The organism is Paraburkholderia sp. FW306-2-2C-D06C (assembly GCF_058781505.1).
The window spans coordinates 56,583-79,550 of record NZ_JBYSWU010000008.1 but is presented as its reverse complement, the minus strand read 5'-3'; the positions used below and the strand labels follow the sequence as shown (position 1 = coordinate 79,550).

Below are 22,968 nucleotides of genomic sequence, written 5' to 3'. Positions count from 1 at the left end.
CAACGCAACCAGAGGCCCCACCGTGCCGACGCGCAACCAAGTGTTTTCCTCCGATTTCACCGACACCCCGTTCTGGTGGAAAGACTGGCGCCCGCACGACGAACTCATGTCCGAGGTTCCCCGCGACGTGGACGTGGCGATCGTCGGCGCCGGCTATGCGGGATTGTCGTGCGCGCTCGAATTCGCGAAGCATGGCCTGCGCGTGGCCGTGCTCGAAGCTGACGTGCCGGGCATCGGCGCGAGTACGGTCAGCGGCGGCCAGGTATCGGGCGGGGTGAACGTGGGCAAGGCGCCATCGGGCAAGAAGCTGGACAGCACCATATCGCAGCAGCGTCAACAGGCGCTGCTGCGCGAAGCAGCCGCGTCGTATGGCGTATTCGAAAGCATCCTCCGGGACAACGCCATTGAATGCTCCTATCTGAAGGCCGGACGCATTAACGCGATGTGGACCGACGCGCACATGAGCGCGTGGAAGAAGCGCATCGTCAACCTGAACACTTACGCGTCGGCGGGCGCAAGGATCCTCTCGCGCGAGGAACTGCGCAGCGAACTGGCGAGCGATATCTATGCGGGCGGCGTATTGCTCGAGCGCGCGGGCCAGGTCCATCCGTCGATGATGTTTGCCGGCCTGCTTGCCGCCGCACGCGGCGCGGGCGCGACGGTATGCAGCGAGTCCGCGGTCAAAAGCATCGCGCGCTCCGGGGCTGAATATCGGATCGAGACGTCGCGGGGGACGCTCGCCAGCCGGCACGTGGTGGTCTGCACCAACGGTTACACGGACGAATCGATGCCCGATCTGCAACGTCGCGTGGTGCCTGTCGTGTCGCACCAGATCGCCACCGAAGAACTTCCCGCCGACCTGCAGGCGTCGCTGATACCGAAGCGCCGCGGTATCTCGGAGACGCGCCGCGTCGTCAACTACTACCGCTATTCGCCCGACGGCAAGCGCCTCCTGTTCGGCGGCCGCGCGCGCTTTTACAACCTCGGCCGGCGCCAGTCGGCCGCGGTCCTGCACGCGCAGATGGTCGAGCGATTCCCGCAGATGGCCGACGTCAAAGTGGCGTACAGCTGGGGCGGCACGGTCGCGCTCACGCTCGATTTCCTGCCGCATCTGGGCCGCACCGCCGATGGCATTTACTACGCGCTCGGCTGCAACGGCAGCGGCGTCGTGATGATGACTTACCTCGGCTACAAGGTCGCGCGCGTGATCATGGAAGGGCAAGCGCCCGAGAGCAGCGCCTACGGCACGCCGATGGTTACGCACGCCCTTTATCGCGGCAAGCCGTGGTTCATGCCGGCTCTCGGGAGCTATTACCAGATTCGCGACGTCATCGACAAACGCAGGCAGCGCGCCTGAGCGGCACGCACTAACCGGACTTTCCATGATGGCAAAAGCGCCCAGATCAACTTCGCAAGGTAACGCCGAACGTAGCGGACGCTCCGGGCGTCTGCTTCTCGACGGGGTGAGCAAGCATTTCGGCGCCGTCACCGCGCTCGAAACGATGACGCTCGACGTGTACCCGGGTGAACTCCTTGCGTTGCTCGGGCCATCGGGTTGCGGCAAGACGACCACGCTGAGGTTGATCGCCGGATTCGATCAGCCCGATACGGGGACGGTTTGCATTGGCGGTCGCGACGTCACTGGTTTGCCGCCGAACAAACGTGGCTTGGGCATGGTGTTCCAGAACTACAGCCTGTTTCCGCATCTGAGCGTAGGCGCGAATATCGGCTTCGGGTTGCGCATGGCAGGCGCACCGAAGGGTGAGATCGTAGCGCGCGTGAAGAAGATGCTGGAGACGATCCGCCTGCCTGGCATCGAGGCACGCAATATCGCGCAACTGTCGGGCGGCCAGCAGCAGCGTATCGCTCTGGCGCGGGCGTTGATCACCAACCCGTCCGTACTGCTCCTCGACGAACCGCTCGGCGCGCTCGACAAGAACCTGCGCGAAGGTATGCAATTCGAACTGCGCCAGATACAGAGCGAACTGGGCATTACGAGCGTGATGGTGACGCACGACCAGGAAGAAGCGCTGACCATGAGCGATCGTGTAGTCGTGATGGATCGCGGGCGGATCCTGCAGCAGGGCAGTCCGCGCGATGTCTATGAGCAGCCGCGCACGCGCTTCGTAGCGGAGTTTCTGGGCACGGCGAACGTGATCGAATGCGATGTGATCGAGCACCGGGCGCAGGCCGTTAAGCTCCGGCCGCACAGAAGCACAGCGGAGGTCGTGGTCCCGGTGCGCGATGTCAAGCTTTCCGGCGCGCGCGGTGAATTTGCGATCCGCCCCGAGAAAGTCGTGCTCGACGCGCCGCAATCCCATCATGTCCGCTTCGACGGCCGTATCGCGCAGCATGTGTTTCGCGGCGCGCACCACGCCTACCGGGTCGACGTAGCGGCGCTCGGGCGGCCGGTCTACGCGTACGAAATGGCGACCTCGTCCTCGGGCGGCGGTGCGCGTCCCGCGGGCGCTCAAGTGATTGTTTCATTCGACGCCGAGAACGCCGTGTTGCTGGATGCCGACGTCGAGCCTGCTTTGGCGAAGGCGGCGTAAATGCAAACTTTCGACGCCATCGCGGCGCAACGGATCGAGACGAAGGTCACGCAACGGCGCATGCGCGCGAGCCTGCTCTATGTGCCCGCACTCATCTTCCTATGTGTGTTCTTCCTTGCGCCGCTGATTGAAAACGTACTTCGCAGCGTGGCGCCCGCGCGTGAGAGCGGCGCCTTCAGCTTGCGCTTCTACACGAAGCTGCTGAACGATGCTTATTACCTCGGCGTCATTGGCGACACGCTCAAGGTCAGCTTCGTGACCACGGCGATTTGCGCGGTCGTTGGCTATCCGGTGGCGTATTTTCTCGTACGGCGCGCAGGCCGCTTCGGTCCGGTGCTGTTGTTCCTGCTCGTCGCGCCGCTGCTTACGTCGATCATCATGCGCACCTTCGGCTGGCGCATCCTGTTTGCGCGCCACGGCATGGTCAACGAGGCGCTTCAGGCGCTGCATCTGATCGAGCGGCCGCTGAACGTGCTGAACAGCGCGTGCTCGGTTTACATGGGACTGGTCCACGTGATGACGCCGTTCATGGTGCTGTCGATTACGCCCGTGCTGCAGGGTGTCGACCGGCGGCTCGAAGAATCCGCGCGCATCCTCGGCGCCGGTGCGGTACGCACCTTTCTCAACGTGACGCTGCCTTTGAGCATCGAAGGCGTGGTGACCGGGTGCATTCTGGTGTTCATGTTGACCAACGGCAGTTTCGTCACGATGCTGCTGCTCGGCGGCGGCCAGGTGGTGACGCTGCCCGTGTTGATCTTCCAGCAGTTCAGCCTGACACAGGACATCGGCTTTGCGGCGGCGATGGGCAACCTGCTGCTTTTCATCGTGCTGGTTTGCCTCTTCGTGCAGCAGCGGTTCGTGAGCGGCTGGGGAGCGCGGCCATGATCGCCGCGCTGCGCAGAGCGGGCGTCACGCGCGTGCCGCTGGCGCTCTATAACCTCCTGTTTTTCACGTTCCTGATTGCGCCGATCGTCGTGGTCGTGGTTGCGTCGTTCACGGCCGGCAACGCGATTACGGTGCCTTATCACGGGGTGTCGTTGCGCTGGTATCGGCGACTGATCGAATATCGCCCGTTCATCGATTCGCTGTTGACGAGCGTCTATCTCGCGCTCAGTTCGGCGTTCGTCGCGATCCTGCTGGCCGTACCTGCCGCCATTGCGCTCGGCCGCAGTCGCAGCGCCGTCGCCGCGGCGCTGACGACCTTCCTGCTCGCGCCTGTCGCGATTCCCGCGTTGGTCATCGGCTTCTCGCTGCTTTATTTTCTGTCGAGCCTCGGCATCGGCGTGTCGTTTGTCGCGCTCCTGATCGCACACGCGGTGATCTCTGTGCCGTACGTGATGCGCACCGTGCTCGCGGTCTATCGCAACGTCGGCATCAACTTCGAGGAAGCCGCCGCGGTACTTGGTGCGAGCCGTTTGCAGCGCTTTTATTTCGTGACGCTGCCGCTCATCAGTCCAGGCGTATTCGCAGGTGCGCTGTTCGCCGTGCTGATCTCGCTCGACAACCTGCCGGTTTCTTACTTCTTCGGGACGGCCAACGTGACGACGCTGCCTGTCGTGATGCTGTCGTACCTGCAAAACCAGCTCGATCCGGCGATTGCCGCGATCAGCACCGTGCAGATGCTGATTGCAATTGGCCTGTTACTGGTAGTCGAACGCACCTACGGACTGCGTGCGCTCAATGCATGAAGCCACCGCATGAATCTACCTTCACCGCTTTCACCGCTTGCCACGAGGCACCAATGAGATCGAGCCGGACTTTCACCTTAAGCGCCGCATTCGCTATCGCCGCAGCCTTGCCACTATCCGCGTGCGCCGCCGACCTGACCGTCACCGCATTCGGCGGGTCGTGGGAAAAGGCGTACCGCACCTGCTTCGTGCAGCCGTTCGAGAAGGCGACCGGTAAGTCCGTCGACGTCGTGCTTGGCAATCCGCTGCAATGGGTCAACCAGGTGGCGGCGAATCCCTCCAGGCCGCCTATCGATGTGATCGTCAGTACGCCAGAGGCTGCGTACAAGGCGATGTCGCTGAATCTGCTCGACCCGGTGACGGCCGCCGACGTGCCGAACGTCGCCCAACTCGATCCGCGCCTCGTGGCCTACGGCAAGGGCTACGGCTTTCCCATCACCTTCGGCGATTTCGGCCTGATGTACAACACGAAGACCGTGAAGAATCCGCCGAAGACGTGGAAGGAATTCGTCGACGGAACCGTGGCCGGCAAGTGGCAGGCGGCGCTCCCCGGCATTGCGTATGTTGCAACGCCGCCGGGTCTGATCGCGCTTTTCACGAAGATCTATGGCGGATCGAGCACGAACATCCAGCCGGCGCTCGACCAGATCAAGCGCATGTCGGCGAGTGGCAACGCGACGTTCTACAGCGACCCGAACACGCCGCTTATGTCGATGCGCTCAGGCGATGTCGATATCGCGATGTACTACGACGGCCGGGCCTGGGCCGAGCATGACGCGAACAATGCCGACATCGGTTTCATCAGTCCGTCGCCGGGCTCGGTGGCATTCCCGAACATGGCGCAGAAGGTGAAGAACGGCTCGCCGCTCGGCCGGCAGTTCCTGAATGAACTTGCGTCCGCCGACGGTCAGAGCTGTTTTGTCAACGCGATGCAATACGCGGCATCGAACCGTAATGTGAAGTACGACGCGCGCGTGGCGCCACGCATTGCCACAAAGGACAAGTCGATCTGGGTGGAGTTCGAGCAGGTCTCCGAGCATTCGCCGCAATGGATCGAGCAGTGGAACAAACAGATCGGCCACTGACAGGCCTTGTGACGCGCGACTGTCAATGCAGTCCACGCGTTCAGACGCATCATCATTTTCGACAGGCAAGGACAAGGCAATGGGTTTGAGAATCGGAGTGGATATCGGTGGCTCGTTCACCGACTTTGCGGTGCTGGACGAAGCGACACGAACCATACGGACCCTGAAGGTGTTTTCGCGTCCGGACAGTCCGGGCAGCGAGGTGCTCGCGGGAGTGGACGGGCTGCGGGAGCGCTACGGCATCGAGCCGCGCGAGGTGGTCTACTTCACACACGGCACGACGGTTGGCGTGAACGCGGTGGTGCAACGCAAGGGGCTGAAGCTCGGTCTCGTCACCACGCGCAACTTCGAGGACGTACTCGACATCGCGCGGCTGAAGATCCCCGACATGTACCACCTGATGTCCAACCGGCCTGCGCCGCTGATCCCGCGCGACCGGGTGTTCGGTGTGGTTGGTCGACTGACGGCAGAAGGCGACGAGGAAACGCCCGTCGACGCGACAAGTGTGCTCGATGCGGTACGCGGCATGCAGGCGGCAGGCTGCGAGGGCGTGGTCGTATCGCTGCTGCATTCGTATCGCAACCCGGTGCACGAGCAGCAGGTGAAGGCGATCATCCAGCGCGCGATGCCGGGCCTGTTCGTCTCGTGTTCGCACGAGGTCTGGCCGATCATCCGTGAATACGAACGTACCGTGACGGCGACCATCGGCGGTTACGTTCAACCGCGCGTGTCGAACTACCTGACCAAATTGCAGGCGGCGTTGGCCGAGAGCGGTATCGGCGCCGACCTTAAGGTCACCAAGTCGAACGGCGGCGTGATGAGCGCCGAGCACGGCAAACTGAACTGCGTGCAGATGATCCTGTCCGGCACGGCCTCAGGCGTGATCGGCGCGGCGTATCTAGCGAAGCTCTGCGAGGTGAAGGACTGCATGAGTCTCGACATCGGCGGAACGACAGCGGATATCGCACTTATCGTGGATGGCAAGCCGCAGTACGCGACCGGCGAATATATCGGCGACTTCCAGATTCATATTCCGTCGGTATCCGTGTCGTCGGTCGGCGACGGTGGCGGTTCGATCGCCTGGGTGGATGAGTTCGGCGTGCTCAAGGTCGGACCGGAAAGCGCGGGGTCGAGCCCGGGCCCGGTTTGCTATGGTCGCGGCGGAACCCGCCCGACTATTACAGACGCATTTGCTGCGATCGGCGTGCTCGGCAGCGCGGCACTCGGCTACAACGCGGTGAAGGTGGACGTCGACGCGTCGCTACGTGCGATCGAACCGCTTGCACGGCGCCTGGGACTCGGCGTCTATCAGACCGCGGCGGCGATCATCGAGGTGTCGGTTTCCGGCATGTACGCAGGCGTGAGCCGCTTGAGCTCGCGTTTCGGTATCGATCCACGGACCTTCTGGCTGATGCCGTTTGGCGGCGCGGGACCGATGCTCGGCTGCTTCCTCGCACGCGCATTGAACGTACGCAATCTGCTGGTTCCCACCACGCCGGGTGTGCTGAGCGCGCTCGGCGGTCTGATCGCCGACACGAAGAACGACTTCGTACGGACGACCTACTACCCACTCGAGCGCACCTCCCTCGCATTGCTCGAGCACGACCTCGCGCTGCTCGAAGCCGATGCGCGCGCCTGGGTGATTCGCGAAACCGGTACGGACGCAACGGCCGAAATCGTGGTCTCGGCCGATATGCGTTATCGCGGGCAGTCGTTCGAAATCGATACGCGGCTTGCGGCAGAAGCGATTACCAACGGCGATATCGAAGCGATTGCACAGGCCTTCCATCGCGAGCACGAACGCCTTTTCGGCCACAGCGACGACAAATCCGCGATTCAGGTGGTCGCGCTCAGGCTCGTCATTACCGCGCCCACGCCCAAGCCCGAACTGCCGAACATCGCGGTGGGCGAGGGTGCGCCGCAAGTGGACTCTGAGATCGATGTCTACCTCGACGGCGCGTGGCGCCGCGTACCGCTTTACCGGCGCTCCGCACTGCTGGCGGGACATCGGTTTCCGGGTCCCGCGATTGTTGCGCAGGACGACACCACGACCTGCGTGCTGCCGGGTTTCAACGGCTGCGTGGACGAATACGGCAATCTTTTTCTTGAAGCCGTTTGAATGGCCGACTGACCTTGGAAACGTACCATGACATTCGATAAATCCGTCCTCCAGATCTTCGCGAACTACTGTGTCGCGGCCGCTGAAAGCATGGCCTATACGCTCGTGCGCACCGCACATTCCGCGTTCGTGAAGGAAACGGAAGATTTCTCCTGCACGTTGATGAACACTCGCGGCCTTACGTTCGCCTCACCGAAAACACTGGGCGCAACGTGGTATCCGGGACTCGACTTCGGCGCGGTGATCGACATGATCGATCACTACGAACCGGGCGACATCTGTATGACCAACGACGCGTACAGCGGCTATGTCGCGACGCACACGCCCGACGTGATGATGTGGAAGCCGGTGTTTTTCAATGGCGAGATTGTCTGCTATGTCGGGGGGCATATTCACAATACCGACATGGGCGGCGCGGTGCCGGCGTCGCTGTCGCGCACGCTGACCGAGATCTATCAGGAAGGGATCCGCTTTGCGCCGACCAAGATCGTTCGCGCGGGCGTGCTCGACGAGACGCTGCTCGAACACATGGCCATCAACGTTCGCGCACCGGAGCAGAATCGCGGCGACCTGAAGGCGCAGATCGCGATGCTGATGACCGGCGAACGCCGTGTACTGGAGATTATCGAGCGTTTCGGGCTCGATCAGTTTCGCGCCGGTACGGACGCACTGCTCGACTATTCGGAGGAGCAGGCGCGCACCATCGTGCGAAGCATGCCGGACGGCGAGTACTTCTTCGCCGAATACGCCGATGAGGATTCGGTCAACGGCAAACCGCTGCGCGTGGCGCTGACCTTGACGGTGAACGACGGTTCGCTCGTATTCGACTTCACCGGCAGCGACCCGCAATTGAATTCATCGCTGAATATGCCCACAGGCGGTAAGGAACGCCATGTCCTTGCACTCGTCGGGCTCAACTACGTGCTGTATTCGCTCAATCCCGATCTGCTGCTCAACGCCGGGATGTTGAAGGTGGCGCGCTGCATCATGCCCGAAGGCACGATCATGAATTGCGTTCCGCCGGCTGCGGTCGGAATGCGCAGCCTGACCGCGAAGGTCGCGCAGTACGTCACGTTCGGCGCGTTCTCCATGGTATGTCCCGACCGCTTGCCGGCCTGTCCGGCCGGTGGCATGTCGATCCTCAACGTGAAGACCGTGGACCGCCACGGCCGCACGGTGATCGCATCGATCGGGCCGGTGGGCGGCGGCGCGGGCGGCATGATTTCGGCAGACGGGTCGGATGCGTCCGGTGCGAACGTCGCGTTCCTGCGCAACACGCCGGTCGAGATCAATGAAGCCGAAGTGCCGATCCGTATCACCAGGTATGGTGTCGTCCCCGCCAGCGCGGGCGCCGGCAAATACCGTGGCGGGCTGGGAACCGTGATGGAATTCAGAGTGTTCTCGCCCGGCACGCTGGTGACGGCGCGCAATCGCGACCGTTCGCGCTTCGCCTCGTGGGGGGTGCTCGGCGGCAAGGCGGGCGCCGTGTCACGATTTACCCGCAATCCCGGACTCGATAGCGAGGAAGATCTCGGCGTGACGGACCTGGTGACGTGCGGTCCCGGCGATGTCATCCGCCTCGAAGGATGCGGCGGCGGCGGCTACGGTCATCCTCACGAGCGCGATGCGCAGAAAGTGCTCGAGGACGTGCGTCGCGGCTATCTTTCCGTCGAACAGGCCCGCGAACTGTATGGCGTCGTGCTGACCGACGGAGCGATCGATTGCACGCTGACGGCGCAGTTGCGCGACCAGGCGAGAAACGTATCGGAACAGACCGCGGCGTCTCACTTCGACTATGGCGTGGAGCGCAACGCCTATGAAGCGAAATGGACCCGCGAGCGCTATGACGTGTTGACGGGCATTCTCGCGCGTGCGCCGGTGGTATGGCGTCATTTCTTGAAACACAAGATCTTCGATGCGCTCGACGCAAGGGAAGCTGCTGGGACGCTGACGGCGGGCGCGGGAATCGTCGATGAACTGTATGACGAAGTCCTGCGGCGCTATCCGCAGTTGCTCGACGTACAGGTGCCGGTCAGTGCCTGATGCGGATAGCAAACGCGGACGTCTTCAGCGCCTCATTGACGACCATGCAAATTGCAGCGTTGGCGATGCAAGAACAGGTGATTTATGCCGTCTGGCAGTTTTTGTCGGCGTTTTTCGCGGATTCTGCAAGCATACGATGCTGCTAAAGAGACGCGAAAAATGTTGCCTCGCCGCGTCCCGAACGTTCTTTTCGATCCTTTACCACTGCGGAGCCATTCACGTGAAAGATGAAACGAAAAACGGCGGCATCAGCCGCCGCGACATGATGCGAGCGTTGGCCGGCACTGGCTTGATGGCCGTCGCCGGCGGCGGCCTGCTCACGGCCGCGTCTACCGCGCTGGCCGCCGACGTGCCGAAGAAGGGCGGCAGCATCCGCGTGGCCTACGACGCGGGTTCCGTATCCGACACGCTTGATCCGGCGGCGGGCTCGACCGGCAGTGACTACATACGTTTCTTCATGTTCTATAGCGGCCTGACCCAGCTCGACGAGAGCCTGACGCCGCGCATGAACATCGCCGAGTCCGTATCGAGCACGGATGCAAAGACCTGGATCATCAAGCTGCGTCAGGGCGTCACGTTTCACGACGGCAAGCCGCTCGCGCCCGCCGATGTCGTCTATTCGCTGATGCGTCACAAGAACCCGCAAACGGCTTCGCGAGTGAAGACGCTGGCCGATCAGTTCGCCAGTATTACGGCGAGCGGGCCGAACGAAGTGACCATGACGCTCGATGTGCCGAACGCGGACCTGCCGGTGATTCTTGCGACGCCGCAACTGGTGATCGTCAAGGACGGCACGACGAACTTCAGCTCGGCGATCGGAACCGGCCCATACAAGCTCAAGAGTTTCAAGCCGGGCGCCGGCACGATCGGCGTGCGTAACGACAACTATTGGAAGTCGGGGCAACCGTACCTGGACCAGATCGAGCTGATCAGCATCAGCGACAACGCGGCCCGCGTCAATGCGCTGCTCGCGGGCGACGTGCACCTGATCAACTCGGTCGACCCGCGTTCGACGCGGCGCATCGCCTCGACGCCGGGATACGCGGTCCAGGAGACCAAATCCGGCCTTTACACGGACCTGATCATGCGTCGTGACAATACGCTCACGGGCAATCCGGATTTCGTGAAAGGCATGAAGTACCTGTTCGACCGCGAGCAGATCCGCTCGGCCGTGTTCATGGGCTACGCGGTGATCGGCAACGACCAGCCGATCCCGCCCGGTCACCGGTACTTCAACGCTTCCTTGCCGCAACGCAAGGTCGATCTCGACAAGGCCAAGTTCTACATGCAAAAAGCGGGCGCCGTCGGACCGGCCTTGCCGCCAATCTACGCGACCACTGATGCGAACGGATCGATCGAAATGGCGCAGTTGATGCAGCAAACGGCTGCAAAGATCGGCGTGAACCTGACCGTGAATCGCGTACCTGCCGATGGTTACTGGTCGAATCACTGGATGAAGCATCCGCTCGGTTTCGGCAGCATCAATCCGCGGCCTAGTGCGGACGTGCTGTTTACCCAGTTCTTCAAGTCCGACGCACCGTGGAACGAGTCGGCCTGGAAGGATCCAAAGTTCGATCAGTTGTTGCTGAGCGCGCGGGCTGAGACGGACGATGCCAGGCGCAAGCAGATGTACGGCGAGATGCAGGTGCTGGTGGCCGATGAAGGTGGGATCGGCATTCCGGCGTTCATCAGTCTGCTCGACGCGAACGACAAGCGCTTGAAAGGGCTTGGTTCGATCCCGACCGGCGCGATGATGGGCTTTTCGTTTGCCGAACATGTGTGGTGGGCCGCCTGACGACCGGCGTCACCAGGACGGGCCGCTCCGGCTATCGTGGCGCTCGTGAGGCCGGCTCGCGGCGCCACATTCAATCGAAATTTCAATGAAGCTTGATTCGTACTGGCTGGACACTGCTCCCGTATTCAAAGACGGTGCCCAAGGTCCCGTGGAAGGGCGCGCCGATGTCGTTGTCATCGGTGGTGGATTCACGGGTTTGTCGGCTGCCCTTGAACTCGCGGTTCTGATGCAAATAGGCTCGGCGATTCAGCTAAAGTAGTCAGCCTAACAAACTGGTGGCAGGCGATGAGCAAGCGGAAAGATCTGGAGGGGTTGTTCGATGGGTGGCATTTTGATCGGGAGATCATCATTCTATGCGTGCGCTGGTACCTTCGCTACAAGCTCAGCCTGCGCGATTTGGTCGAGATGATGGCCGAACGGGGTTTGTCGCTGGTGCATACCACGATCATGCGTTGCGTGAAGCGTTTTACGCCGGAGTTTGTCAAGCGCTGGAATCGCTTGGGCGTGCCCACAGGGCGGTCATGGCATGTTGACGAAACCTATCTGAAGATTCGTGGCAAATGGGTTTATCTGTACCGGGCGGTGGATCGGGCCGGCCAGACGGTGGACTTCATGCTCAGGGCAAAGCGCGACGTGAGCGCGGCCAAAGCCTTTTTCAGAAAGGCGATCAAACATCAGGGCCAGCCGCGCGAGACGATCACGCTCGATGGGTATGCCGCCGCGCACCGGGCGATGCGTGAGATGAAGGCCGATGGTCTGCTGCCTGAGTGCACGAAGGTCCGGTCCTCGAAGTATCTGAACAATCTGATCGAGCAGGACCATCGAAACATCAAGTCCAGAACGAACGTGATGCTCGACTTCAAACGATTCAGGAGCGCCGCGACCACGATTTCAGGCATCGAGTTGATGCATCGCATTCGCAAGGGGCAGTTCAATCTCTCCATTCCCGGGCTCAAAGATACCGCTGCGCCCGCCGTCTGGAATGCTGTCCTGTTCGATCAATAAGGTATCCATACCTATAGGAAACGTCTCGGCCAGTTCACCTATTTGCACCAAAGCCGGCACGGTCGTATCTCGGGACATCCCTTGCTCTGAAACGATACGACCCGCGAGTTCGGGCGCCAGGGACGTGGGGCACCACTATAATCAAGAAGCACGGGGGGCGCTCCCCCTTGATGGGAGGCTATTTTCCCTCGTGTGTCTGCCGCGCCCAGTTGTGGGTCAATTTTTTGTACGGAGGTATTCCATGGCCACGTACGTCATCCTTAGCCGTCTGTCGCCCGACGCGTTCAAAGATCCCAAAGACCTGAAACAGCTCGCCGCCACAGTCGCCGAGAAAATCAAGGCCGAATGCCCTGCGGTCACCTGGAAAGACAGCTATCTGACACTCGGGCGCTTCGATGTGGTGGACATCGTCGAGTCTGACGATCTGAAACAGCTCGAGAGAGCGGCATTGATCATCCGCGCCTGTGGACACGCCACCACCGAGACCCTGCAAGGGACCGCATGGAAGGAGTTCATCGCGACCCTATAGCGCGCCGGCCGAAAGCCGGCGGAACTTCCTCCCGGTGCGCACCCCCTGCCGCAAGCCACGCTCGACAGCAGTCTCCCGCCGGGTACGGCTGCCATGCCGCGATTCGCCTGCGCAATGCCGCTCGGCAAGCAATCCCGTGGAATGGCGGCGTCCCCGATGTTCATCGCGACCCGACCCCATAGCGGGTGCCGCTTCCCGTCACCGCCCAGGCAATCCCTATAGCACGAAGCGGACGGTGATCGAGGCCAGGGGCGCGCCTACAGGGCGCGCTCATGCATGCCGCCATGCGCGTGCGCCTTGGTCCCGTGCGTGCAGGGAAGCGTCGGCCAGCAACCCGCCAGCCGCGCACTTGCACAGCGCACGGCTCTGCGCGACATTTATCATGACGACCGGCGCGTAAGCCCGGCTGGAGACCGCCATGACAAACCGCCTCGCCGCCGAAACCTCCTCTTACCTCCGGCAACACGCCGAGAACCCGGTGGACTGGTATCCATGGAGCGAAGAGGCATTTCGCCGCGCCCGCGAGGAAGACAAGCCGATCCTGCTCTCCGTGGGCTACGCCGCGTGCCACTGGTGTCACGTCATGGCGCACGAATCCTTCGAGAATCCGCGTATCGCCAGCCTGATGAACGAGCGCTACATCAGCATCAAGGTCGATCGGCAGGAGCGTCCCGACATCGATGACATCTACCAGCAAGTCAGCCAGATGATGGGACTAGGAGGCGGCTGGCCGCTGACCGTGTTCCTCACGCCGCAGGGAGAGCCGTTTTTCGGCGGCACCTACTTTCCGCCGGACGATCGCTATGGCCGCGCCGGGCTCGTGCGCGTGCTGATGAGTCTGAGCGAAGCCTGGCGGCATCGGCGAGAGGCGCTGCGCGACACCATTGCGCAGTTTCAGGAGGGGTTCCGACAGCTCGGTCAAGCGAATCTGGACGGCGCAGCCGCCGGCATCGGAGATCTGCCGGCAGAGGCAGCCCGCGCCCTGGCACGGAACACTGACCCGGTCCATGGCGGGCTGGGCGGCGCCCCCAAGTTTCCCAACCCGAGCTGCTATGACCTCCTGCTGCGCGTCTATCATCGAAGTGGCGAGCCCGCGCTGCTTGACGCGGTGGAACGCACGCTCGACCACATGGCGGCCGGCGGCATCTACGACCAGCTCGGCGGTGGATTTGCCCGCTACAGTGTCGACGCGCGTTGGGCCGTGCCGCACTTCGAGAAAATGCTCTATGACAACGGCCAGCTCGTGAAGCTGTACGCGGACGCCTACCGGCTGACCGGCAAAGAGGCCTGGCGCCGCGTCGTGGAGGAAACCATCGCCTACGTCCTGCGCGACATGACGCACCCCAGCGGCGGCTTTTATGCCGGCGAAGATGCCGACAGCGAAGGACAGGAGGGCAAATTCTATGTCTGGACCGCCGCCGGGATCGAGGCAGTCCTTGGCGATTCCGACGGTGCAATGGCGTGCCAGGCCTACGGTGTGACAGAACACGGCAACTTCGAACACGGTACTACGGTGCTCCACCGTGCGGTCGAGCTGGATGCGATGCAAACAGCGCGTCTGGCGGGCTGGCGCGAGCGGTTGCTGGCGGCGCGCGGCCGACGCGTGCGCCCGGCGCGGGACGACAACATTCTCACCGGCTGGAATGGTCTGATGATCGAAGGGCTCTGTGCCGCTTTCCAGGCGACGGGCTGCGTCGAGTATCTCAGCGCAGCACAGCGTGCCGCCCATTTCATCCAGAGCGAGTTGACTCTGCCCGACGGCGGCGTGTACCGTGCCTGGAACGACGGGAGAGCCAAGGTGCCGGGGTTTCTCGAGGACTACGCCTTCCTGTCCAATGCGCTGCTCGACCTGTACGAGTCATGCTTCGATAAGCGCTACCTCGAGCGTGCCATCGAACTCGCGGCACTCATCCTCGACAAGTTCTGGGAGGACGGGCTGTATTTCACCCCGTGTGACGGCGAGCCATTGGTGCACAGGCCGCGCGCGCCGTACGACAACGCGTGGCCGTCGGGCATCTCAACGAGCGTGTTTGCGTTTTCGCGCATGTATGAGCTCACCGGCAATGATCTCTACCGTGACCGCGCCGAGCACGAATTCCGGAGATACGAGGCCGCAGCCGCCAAGGCGCCAGCCGGCTTCGCGCACCTCCTTGCCGCGTGGGACTTCGCACAACGCAGCCCGCTCCAGATCATCTTTGCGGGCGACAAATCGGGCGCCGCCGCGCTGGTCACAAGTGTTCACCGCGCATACCTCCCCGCACGCGTGCTGGCCTTTGCCGAAGACGTGCCGATCGGCCGGGGGCGCCGCCCGGTCAAGGGCCGCCCCACGGCCTACGTGTGCCGAAACCGCACGTGCGCCGCACCGGTGGCGGACGGCAAGGCGCTCCTTGAGCTTTGTGCATCCTGACGGCAGCCCGGCGCTATCACCACACTATCGGCCTCCCATATTGAACGCTCGACGTTTCCAGGTTAGCGCAAGCGTCAACGCCATGGCGGTGAGGCGCACGTTCAGGTGTGCACCGCAGCGTGACGAACCTCTCGTGGAGGTGCCTGGTTGGACCGGGCTTGCGGCGTGCGGAGGAACCATTCGTCACGCGGCACCAGGTCATGGTGACGGCGGCATGAGCCGGCTGCAGGGGCCGCCTGCCTTCAGCGTGCACGCAGCGCATCGACGATGTTCATGCGCGCTGCACGCATCGCAGGAAGAAACCCGCCGATGAGACCCATTGCTACCGAGAACGCAAGCGTTTTCACCACGATTGCCGGGGTGAGAATGAAGCGGAACGAAAGGTCGGCAAAGGTCTGGAAGTTGGTGGTGGAAAATGAGGCGAACTGCATCAACGCCGCGCAGCCAAGCCCGGCCGCACCCCCCACGAGGCCGAGCAGCATGGCCTCGACGAGAAACGCGGCAAGCACGTTGACGCGTTTGAAACCCAGTGCGCGCAAGGTACCGATTTCCGTAACCCGGTTGGCCACCGACGCATACATCGTGATCATCGCGCCGATCATCGCAGCGATCGAAAAAATCATCGATAGCGTAAAGCCCAGAATGTTGATGAACGTCGATAGCGCCTTCGATTGATCGCTATAGAACGCCTGTTCGCGTTTAGCCTCGTCGGCAAGCCGTGGGTCGACATCGATGTCCGCCTTGAAACGGTCGAAGAGATGGGTCTGCGCGAGGCGCACCACCATCGACGAGTAACTGGTGCGGCGAAACGACTGCATCAGCTGATCCACATCGCCCCAGATTTCCGAGTCGAAGCCGCTGCCGCCCGCGTCAAAGGTTCCGACGACGGTCCAGTCGCGCTGGGCAAAACGCAAATGCTCGCCGATCTGCGTCCCGCTGAAGCCCTTCGCAACGCTGCTGCCGACCATGATCTCGGACGACCCGGCTTTGAACATGCGTCCCGCCACCAACTTCACCTGTGGACGCAAGCCCAGGCCCGTCGGCGAGACCCCGCGAATGACCACGTTCGACGGTTTGTTCGAGCCGCTCTTCACGAGCGAGATGAGCACCACGGCTTCTTTCGACGCCAGTGGCCGCCCGTCGGCGCCCATGGCCACCGACGGATGCATTTCCATGATGCTTGCCTGGTTGCGGTCGATCGCGCTCTGCACCTCGGTTTCCGCACCCTTGCGGATCACCACCACGTTGTCGTGTTCACCGGTGGACACGAGTGTCTTCTTGAGGCCCGCGTCGAGCATCAGCACCGTGGCGAACACGAACACGACCAGCGCCAGCCCGCCGGCCGTGAGCATCGTGGTCAGCCGGCGTGTCCACAGGTTGCGTGCGATGTAAGCGAGCGGAATCGCCACAGGCGCCTCTAACCGATTGCCCGCAGGCCTTCGACAATACGAACCCGCGCCGCGTGCAGCGCCGGTACGATGGCGGCGGCGAATCCGACGGCGAGCGCGCAGGCTGCCTGCAGCTCGATCGTTTCGACGGATACGTTGAAAACCGGGAACACGCCGCCCGTGGCTTGCTTGAAAAAGCTCGCCGCCGGCGGCGTGGCGAGAATGCCGAGGCTGCCGCCGATCGCGCAGATCGCGATCGACTCCCCGAAAACCAGCAACGCCAGAAACGTGGGCCCGAAGCCGAGCGCCTTGAGCGTTGCGTACTCGACCGTACGCTCGCGCGCACTCATGGCCATTGCATTGGCCATCACCGCCATGATGATCACGATCACCACATACGACACGACGCGGATCGCCGCAATGATCTGATTCGACATGGCCACAAAGCCAAGCTGAAATGCCTGCTCGGTTTCGGTGAGGGTTTCAGCAAGGGAATTCTTGAAGACGCTATCCACGCTGCGCGAGATCGCCGCAGCATCATCGGGGTTCGAGACGCCCAGGACGTAGACACCGACTTGATCCGCCTGCCGGGGTGTCGTCTTGCGCACGGTTTCATTCAGGTATTCCCAGTGGAACAGCAACTGACGCGTAATCGTCGTTTCGTCCCGTCCGTCCAGAATGCCGCGAACGACGAATTCCCAGGTGCCGGGGTAGATCGTGCCTTTGATCGGAATCACGTCGCCTACCGTGAATCCGAACTGACTCGCGAGCTGCCGTCCCACGAGGCACCCCTTGCGGTCGCGCAGGTAGTCGGAGCGCTGCTGCGCCGGCAGGACCAATTCCGGGTACAGGTCGAGATAGTTGTTCGATACCGCGAACTGCGCAAAGAAGTTCCTGGGCTCTCGATAGATACCCCCGAACCAGTTGGAACGGGCCACGAGTGTCACCCCGTCGACGCCTCGAATACGGTTCTCATAGCTCAGAGGCAAGGGGAAGACGAGCGAGATGGCGTTGCGTGTCACGAGCCGTCCATTCGAGGCCGCGGCGACCCCCGCATACCAGGCGTCCACCACCGTGTGCAGCAACCCGTAGGCGAGCACCGCGATGGTCAGCCCCACCACGGTCAGAATGGTGCGCAGCTTGTGTCGCAGCGCGTTTCTCGCGATCAGCTTCAGCAGGTACATGGCGCAGCACCACAACTCCGTTCAACGGATCTTGCCATCGCTCAGCTCCCCCTTCTCCAGATGCACGAGCGCCTTCGCCGCGCCGGCAGCGTGAGCGTCGTGGGTCACCATGATGATGGTTTTGCCGAGCTCCGTGTTGAGCCGTTGCATCATCGAAAGAACTTCCTCCGCTGACGCACGGTCCAGGTCGCCGGTCGGTTCGTCTGCCACGATCAGCGTTGGATCGGTGATCAGCGCGCGAGCGATGGCGACGCGCTGCTGCTGGCCGCCGGACAGCTCGGAAGGGTAATGGTGCATGCGGTCGGTCAGGTTCACCATGTCGAGCACCAGCCCAACGCGCTCATGCCGCTCTCTGCGGGTCAAATGAGTCAACATCAGCGGCAGCTCGATGTTTTCGAAAGCGGTGAGCACGGGCATCAGGTTGTAGAACTGAAAAATGAAGCCGACGTTGGCCGCGCGCCATTCGGCCAGCGCCGCTTCCGGAAGTCGCGTGATGTCGAGCCCACCGACGCGCAGCTCGCCGCTATCCGGCCTGTCGATGCCGGCAATCAGATTGAGCAGCGTGCTCTTGCCCGATCCCGACGGGCCCATCAGTGCGACGAAGTCGCCCTTGCCGATCCCGAGCGTGATGTCGGCCAGGACTGGCACGGTCTGGACTCCGCGTCGGTAGGATTTCGCGACGTGGCTAATTTCGACGAGCGGTGCGGTACTCACGCTATTTCTTCGCCAAAGTTACTTTGGCGCCGTCCGTGATCTTCTCGTTCGGAGCCAGTACGAGCGTGTCGCCCGGGTTCACGCCATTGACCGCGACGAGCTCGCCGATCCTGGCGCCCGTCGTGACCGCGACCTCCCGCACCTTGTCGTCCTTGACCACGTAGACCACTTTCTTGCCGTCGCGCTCGACGATCGCGGCGGGCTGCACCGCGACAACGGGCTGCTTTTCCTGCGGCGGAACCGGTCTCGCGAGGAACGCAATCTTTGCGCTCATGTCGGGAAGCACACGCGCATCGCGGTCCACGAAACGCACTTTGACCAGCACGGTCGCTTTCGAGCGGTCCACCGTGGGCACGATGCGCGAGACCCGGCCCGCCAGTCGCAGATAGGGCAGCGCGTCGAGCTGGATCTCGCACGGCTGATCCACATTGATTCCGGCTATGTTGGACTCCGCCACATCCGCTTCGACTTCAAGCGTTTCCATGTCGGCGATCGTCACGACCGCCCCCTTGCTGTCGGATGCCTGCGAAAAGGGGGTGATGTTGTCGCCCACGTTCGCATGCTTTTCGATCACCACGCCATCGAATGGCGCACGAATCGCGGTCTGATCGACAGCGACTTGAGCGGCACGGGCGTTGGCCTGCGCCGACAAGATGGCGGCCTTGCTGTTGTTGATCGAAGCCTTGGCTTTGTCGTAGCGGGCAAGATCGGCATCGTATTGCGTTGCCGGGATAGCCCCCTTGGGCGCGAGTATCGCGGAGCGGCGCAGATTGGCTTCGGCGTTCTTCAGCTCGGCAACCTGCAGTTCAAGATTCGCCTGCGCCACTGTCACTTGCGCCAACGCCTGAGCCCGCGCTGCCTCGACATCCGCGCTTTCGAGCCGGGCAATCACCTCGCCTTTTTTCACGTGAGTGCCCTCCAGCACCCCGAGCCACTCGAGGCGGCCCTGCGCCTTCGATGCAACCGCGGCCTTGCGCTGCGGCACGACGTAACCCGTGGCGTTGAGCAGCGTGTAGCTCTGCGACGGGTAAGCGGATGTCACGGTTGCCGTTTCGACCGCCTGCGGACCGGCCAGCCTGGCGGCCACGCCGAGCACCGCGGCGATGATGAGCGCGATGACCGAGTAACGGATCCAGCTGCGCCGCCGCCGCGGGACGGTGCCGACCGACGGTCGGTCGATTCTCAGCCTTTTCAGATCGTGATCAGCCAATTTTCGGGCCTTGCGCCGGCAAGTGGTCACATTCGTCAAGCGCCGTACAGGAACGCCGTTACGACGTATCGCCACGCCGCCTTGTGGTACGGTGAACGGGCCCACAGTATAGCGCCGTGCCCAGTCCGCGCTTACGCCACGGTGGCGCCGCCGTGGCGTTCGGCCCGGACCTGCTCATGCGACTCGCCGATTGCAATGCGGGCAGTATTGTCGTCGCCGCTCGAAGCGGCGCGCATTCGAAATATGAATCGCGGCTGGCGTTACGCTCGCTGGTAGCCGTTCCCTGCTTCAATGGCGGTATTCGTTCGCGAACGGGTGGAGAGAATCGCATGCTGACTGCGCACGTCCCTGACCTGGCTAAGGCGTTGGAGCGCCATGTGAAGGTTCTTGCCGAAGACATCGGCGAACGCAACGTGTTCCGGCCGGATGCGCTGCACGCGGCGGCCGACTATATCGTGCAGCAGTGGACGAGGTGTGGCTGTGCAGTGACGCGTCAGGACTATCGGGTGCGAGGGGTCCCCTGTGCCAATATCGAAGTTGCGCTCGCAGGCTGCGTTGAGTCTGACGAAATCATTGTGCTGGGCGCGCATTACGACACCGTGCGCAACAGCCCCGGCGCCGACGACAACGCCAGCGGCGTCGCCGCGCTCCTCGAGATCGCGGGCATGCTTCGGGCCCTCTCGCCTCGGTACACCGTGCGCTGCGTTGCGTTCGTGAACGAGGAAGCGCCGTTTTTCTTCCGCGGCGACATGGGCAGTCTGAGGTACGCGAGAGCCGCGCGGCTGCGCGGGGATCGCATTCGCCTGATGCTTGCGCTCGAGATGCTCGGTTACTACCGGGACGAGCCGGGTACGCAAAGGTATCCGCCTTTGCTGCGTTACTTCTATCCGGCATGCGGCAACTTTATCGGCTTCGTTTCCAATCTTCGCTCGGCGCGCCGATTGCGATGGTTCGTCGACGCGTTCCAGGCGTCGTCCAATTTTCCGCTCGAAGCAGCGGCGCTGCCGTGGTGGGTGCCAGGGGTCGCGTTGAGCGATCATTCTTCGTTCTGGCGCCACGGCTATCCGGCCGCCATGGTGACGGACACTGCCTACCTGCGCAACCCGCACTACCATACCGCTCACGACGTCCCAACGACGCTCGACTATGGGCGCATGGCCGCCGTGACGCGCGGGTTGGCTGCGAGCGTGGCATCGCTGGGGCCGGGTGGCGCGAATCCCGGCAAGATCCAGGCCCCGGAAAAGGGGTAGCTGTGACCGTGGGCGGCCGCTTTCGACGCGAGGACTCTGTCAGTTACCGACCCCTTTGCAGACCTTGGCCTTTCCTACCGGCAGCCATTCAGGGCTCGATTTGACGAATGCTTCACTGCTGCAGCCAATCGAAGCGCCCGTTAGATTCGGGCGGGCGCGGACGCGAGGTGAAATACTGTCTCGACGGCCACCGATATGGACACCTGTGGAGCAGCAATGGGTCATATATTCAAGATTCTTTCCGGGGTTGATGCGGGCAAGGGCATGTATTGCTTCTCGTCCGACCTGTTGGATGGGTGTCTCGCGTTTGCGCGCATGGCAGAGTCGGCAGAAGATCCGGATCAAGTCTTGCACGCGAACACTGCGACAATTTTTTTGCCGGCTCCCTTATCGAGGCACGATTGAACGAACTGATCGAGCAAATGTCCTCGGACACAGGCAGCGAGCCGAACGTTCCTATCGCATTCTGGCGAACACTGAACGATGGGAAAAGGTCTTATGGCACCCGCGACAAATGGAATCTCATAGCGTCTGCAAGCGGCGGCCAAGTATGGGATTCAAGTATCGAACCGTTCCAGTCACTGGACATTGTGACAGCGTTGCGCAATGAACTTGTCCATTACAAAGGCGAGATCGAGGAGGGGACGAAACCGCGCATAAAAAACTGCAGCACTTAAGCGACAGGTTCAAAGGCCCGGGCAATGACGTTCTTCGGGCGATGAAAGTCGGTAGCTGGACGCACGACCTGCTGACGTGCGGAGGCCTCGGCCAATGGGTCTGTGAAGTCATTGCGCCGGTCGCTAGGGAATTCGACGAGCTGCTCTCGGGTAAGCGGCAGCTGAAACACGACATTACTAAAAAGCGCCTACATCCAACATGTTGATTCTTGGCACCTAGGGCGTCGTGTTGCGAAGGTTTGTTCTTCGACTCTTCCTTTATTTATAGCGGGGAAGTTATCCACAGGCGCCACTATTCGGAGTTCGTAACGAACCGACAGCAAACCGAGAACAACCGCGACGAGGCCAGGCATCGATCCAGCGGCGCGCACAGCAGGTTGAGCATGGCAAGCGCAAGCAAGCCGAAGCTCAAACGACGGCGCCGAACATAAATCTCAAACGCCCAATGCGCCTCAAACCACGGGACAGCGCGTCTGATAAGCGTCAGTCGCGAGGCTGCTGAAGAGCAGTCAGCAGAAGCCGGCCAAGCGCCGGCTTTTTTTGTCTGGCGTACGAGAAAAATGGCCGGAACCGAAACGGAGCGGGCTGACTGCATGCGACCGCCGAGCGAGAGAAACGCTGATCTGTTCCTGATCCTGGAATCGAGTGCAAGGCGCATTGCCCGCTTTCAGTTCCATTGTGGCGAGCGCGCTCAACAATCCGCCCTCTTGTATTTTTTTTGCCCGCCCCCATCTATCCATTGCATAGGTCGGCCACCATACGCCTTCTCGTCCAGCGTGAAATTTGAGTGACTGCCCTGGGTCGCCTTTCGGCGAAGCTGCCGAGGGGCGCACTCGCCTGCGAGGTGATAGATGAAAGGAGATCCAGCCATGAAGGGTTCATTCACGAGGTTTTCTTCCGACGTATTTCCGGACTTCGAGCGGCTCCAGGAGCAGATGGACGCCGTCGTTCGAAACTTTGGCATTTCGTCCGGTATCCGTGCCGGCGCTCGGGGTACATTTCCCCCGATCAACATCGGGAGTACGGCGGACGCCATCGAAGTGGTCGCATTTGTGGCGGGCGTCGACCCGCAGGCGCTGCAGGTGTCCATCGACAAGGGCCTGCTTATCCTGAGCGGCGAAAGGCCGGCCGCCGTTGCGGACGCCGGCGAGCGCAAAATCGTCTATGCGGACGAACGGTTTGCCGGCAAGTTTCGCCGCGTCGTCAGCCTGCCTGACGATGCCGACCCGGCTCGCGTCGAGGCAAAATATGCGGACGGTTGTCTGCGCGTCACCGTGATGAAGCGCGAGTCGTCCAAGCCTCGCCTGATTGAAGTCCAGTAA

At 62.3% G+C, this 22,968-nt stretch carries 18 protein-coding genes and 1 pseudogene; 15 read left to right on the top strand and 4 right to left on the bottom strand.

What is annotated here, in order from left to right; genetic code table 11:
- Nucleotides 1-106 precede the first annotated feature (106 nt).
- From AC3WLT_RS08390 to AC3WLT_RS08335, 12 genes and pseudogenes are all read left to right on the top strand, one after another.
- Nucleotides 107-1,357 (top strand): NAD(P)/FAD-dependent oxidoreductase, encoded by a 1,251-nt coding sequence (locus AC3WLT_RS08390; protein WP_492591424.1) that lies wholly within the window; start codon nt 107-109, stop codon nt 1,355-1,357.
- Nucleotides 1,358-1,382: 25 nt separating this feature from the next.
- Nucleotides 1,383-2,552: an ABC transporter ATP-binding protein gene (locus tag AC3WLT_RS08385; RefSeq protein WP_492591423.1), complete on the top strand. Its 1,170-nt coding sequence runs from the start codon at nt 1,383-1,385 to the stop codon at nt 2,550-2,552.
- Entirely contained in the window at nt 2,553-3,437 is an 885-nt protein-coding gene (locus AC3WLT_RS08380) for an ABC transporter permease (protein ID WP_492591422.1), read from the top strand. It begins immediately after the preceding gene.
- A complete protein-coding gene (locus tag AC3WLT_RS08375) occupies nt 3,434-4,240 on the top strand; it encodes an ABC transporter permease (RefSeq protein ID WP_492580974.1) in 807 nt (268 codons plus the stop codon). The genes AC3WLT_RS08380 and AC3WLT_RS08375 overlap by 4 nt, the downstream gene beginning before the upstream one ends.
- Nucleotides 4,241-4,293: 53 nt before the next feature.
- The gene (locus tag AC3WLT_RS08370; RefSeq protein WP_492591421.1) at nt 4,294-5,325 is read left to right on the top strand and encodes an extracellular solute-binding protein; all 1,032 of its coding nucleotides are present in this window, start codon (nt 4,294-4,296) and stop codon (nt 5,323-5,325) included.
- A gap of 79 nt (nt 5,326-5,404) precedes the next feature.
- Nucleotides 5,405-7,444 carry a hydantoinase/oxoprolinase family protein gene (locus AC3WLT_RS08365; RefSeq protein WP_492591420.1) on the top strand — a complete coding sequence of 680 codons (2,040 nt, stop codon included), beginning with the start codon at nt 5,405-5,407 and terminating at the stop codon, nt 7,442-7,444.
- Nucleotides 7,445-7,471: 27 nt separating this feature from the next.
- Complete coding sequence (locus tag AC3WLT_RS08360; protein ID WP_492591419.1) at nt 7,472-9,487, top strand: hydantoinase B/oxoprolinase family protein; 2,016 nt, start codon at nt 7,472-7,474, stop codon at nt 9,485-9,487.
- 262 nt (nt 9,488-9,749) lie between these two features.
- The gene (locus tag AC3WLT_RS08355; protein ID WP_492591517.1) at nt 9,750-11,282 is read left to right on the top strand and encodes an ABC transporter substrate-binding protein; all 1,533 of its coding nucleotides are present in this window, start codon (nt 9,750-9,752) and stop codon (nt 11,280-11,282) included.
- An 85-nt stretch (nt 11,283-11,367) separates the two neighbouring features.
- Nucleotides 11,368-11,502, top strand: a pseudogene (locus tag AC3WLT_RS08350) (FAD-dependent oxidoreductase); the annotation flags it as partial.
- Nucleotides 11,503-11,567: 65 nt separating this feature from the next.
- On the top strand, nt 11,568-12,287 hold the full coding sequence (locus AC3WLT_RS08345; RefSeq protein WP_492591418.1) for an IS6 family transposase: 720 nt from the start codon (nt 11,568-11,570) through the stop codon (nt 12,285-12,287).
- Between the two features lie 241 nt (nt 12,288-12,528).
- Nucleotides 12,529-12,816, top strand: coding sequence for a GYD domain-containing protein (locus tag AC3WLT_RS08340; RefSeq protein WP_492580978.1), 288 nt, complete (start codon nt 12,529-12,531; stop codon nt 12,814-12,816).
- A 418-nt stretch (nt 12,817-13,234) separates the two neighbouring features.
- On the top strand, nt 13,235-15,223 hold the full coding sequence (locus tag AC3WLT_RS08335; RefSeq protein ID WP_492591417.1) for a thioredoxin domain-containing protein: 1,989 nt from the start codon (nt 13,235-13,237) through the stop codon (nt 15,221-15,223).
- A 242-nt stretch (nt 15,224-15,465) separates the two neighbouring features.
- On the opposite strand, the gene AC3WLT_RS08330 is transcribed toward AC3WLT_RS08335, so the two are convergent.
- From AC3WLT_RS08330 to AC3WLT_RS08315, 4 genes are read right to left on the bottom strand one after another with little or no spacing between them, the layout of a single operon-like run.
- On the bottom strand, nt 15,466-16,632 hold the full coding sequence (locus AC3WLT_RS08330; protein WP_492580980.1) for an ABC transporter permease: 1,167 nt from the start codon (nt 16,630-16,632) through the stop codon (nt 15,466-15,468).
- An 8-nt stretch (nt 16,633-16,640) separates the two neighbouring features.
- Nucleotides 16,641-17,795, bottom strand: a complete 1,155-nt coding sequence (locus AC3WLT_RS08325; protein WP_492591416.1) for an ABC transporter permease — start codon at nt 17,793-17,795, stop codon at nt 16,641-16,643.
- Nucleotides 17,796-17,816: 21 nt separating this feature from the next.
- Entirely contained in the window at nt 17,817-18,509 is a 693-nt protein-coding gene (locus AC3WLT_RS08320; RefSeq protein ID WP_492591415.1) for an ABC transporter ATP-binding protein, read from the bottom strand.
- 1 nt (nt 18,510) lies between these two features.
- Nucleotides 18,511-19,719 carry an efflux RND transporter periplasmic adaptor subunit gene (locus AC3WLT_RS08315; RefSeq protein WP_492591414.1) on the bottom strand — a complete coding sequence of 403 codons (1,209 nt, stop codon included), beginning with the start codon at nt 19,717-19,719 and terminating at the stop codon, nt 18,511-18,513.
- Between the two features lie 329 nt (nt 19,720-20,048).
- Here AC3WLT_RS08315 and AC3WLT_RS08310 point away from each other — a divergent pair, with 329 nt between their 5' ends.
- From AC3WLT_RS08310 to AC3WLT_RS08300, 3 genes are all read left to right on the top strand, one after another.
- Complete coding sequence (locus tag AC3WLT_RS08310) at nt 20,049-20,969, top strand: M28 family peptidase (protein WP_492591413.1); 921 nt, start codon at nt 20,049-20,051, stop codon at nt 20,967-20,969.
- A 401-nt stretch (nt 20,970-21,370) separates the two neighbouring features.
- Nucleotides 21,371-21,646: a hypothetical protein gene (locus AC3WLT_RS08305; protein ID WP_492591412.1), complete on the top strand. Its 276-nt coding sequence runs from the start codon at nt 21,371-21,373 to the stop codon at nt 21,644-21,646.
- A gap of 935 nt (nt 21,647-22,581) precedes the next feature.
- Nucleotides 22,582-22,968 carry an Hsp20/alpha crystallin family protein gene (locus AC3WLT_RS08300; protein ID WP_492591411.1) on the top strand — a complete coding sequence of 129 codons (387 nt, stop codon included), beginning with the start codon at nt 22,582-22,584 and terminating at the stop codon, nt 22,966-22,968.

Coding starts and splice junctions, on each gene's coding strand:
- AC3WLT_RS08300 (WP_492591411.1), top strand. CDS start 22,582: ATGGACGCCGTCGTTCGAAACTTTGGCATTTCGTCCGGTATCCGTGCC.
- AC3WLT_RS08360 (WP_492591419.1), top strand. CDS start 7,472: ATGACATTCGATAAATCCGTCCTCCAGATCTTCGCGAACTACTGTGTC.
- AC3WLT_RS08310 (WP_492591413.1), top strand. CDS start 20,049: ATGCTGACTGCGCACGTCCCTGACCTGGCTAAGGCGTTGGAGCGCCAT.
- AC3WLT_RS08345 (WP_492591418.1), top strand. CDS start 11,568: ATGAGCAAGCGGAAAGATCTGGAGGGGTTGTTCGATGGGTGGCATTTT.
- AC3WLT_RS08375 (WP_492580974.1), top strand. CDS start 3,434: ATGATCGCCGCGCTGCGCAGAGCGGGCGTCACGCGCGTGCCGCTGGCG.
- AC3WLT_RS08380 (WP_492591422.1), top strand. CDS start 2,553: ATGCAAACTTTCGACGCCATCGCGGCGCAACGGATCGAGACGAAGGTC.
- AC3WLT_RS08385 (WP_492591423.1), top strand. CDS start 1,383: ATGATGGCAAAAGCGCCCAGATCAACTTCGCAAGGTAACGCCGAACGT.
- AC3WLT_RS08370 (WP_492591421.1), top strand. CDS start 4,294: ATGAGATCGAGCCGGACTTTCACCTTAAGCGCCGCATTCGCTATCGCC.
- AC3WLT_RS08390 (WP_492591424.1), top strand. CDS start 107: ATGTCCGAGGTTCCCCGCGACGTGGACGTGGCGATCGTCGGCGCCGGC.
- AC3WLT_RS08365 (WP_492591420.1), top strand. CDS start 5,405: ATGGGTTTGAGAATCGGAGTGGATATCGGTGGCTCGTTCACCGACTTT.
- AC3WLT_RS08325 (WP_492591416.1), bottom strand. CDS start 17,795: ATGTACCTGCTGAAGCTGATCGCGAGAAACGCGCTGCGACACAAGCTG.
- AC3WLT_RS08340 (WP_492580978.1), top strand. CDS start 12,529: ATGGCCACGTACGTCATCCTTAGCCGTCTGTCGCCCGACGCGTTCAAA.
- AC3WLT_RS08355 (WP_492591517.1), top strand. CDS start 9,750: ATGATGCGAGCGTTGGCCGGCACTGGCTTGATGGCCGTCGCCGGCGGC.
- AC3WLT_RS08335 (WP_492591417.1), top strand. CDS start 13,235: ATGACAAACCGCCTCGCCGCCGAAACCTCCTCTTACCTCCGGCAACAC.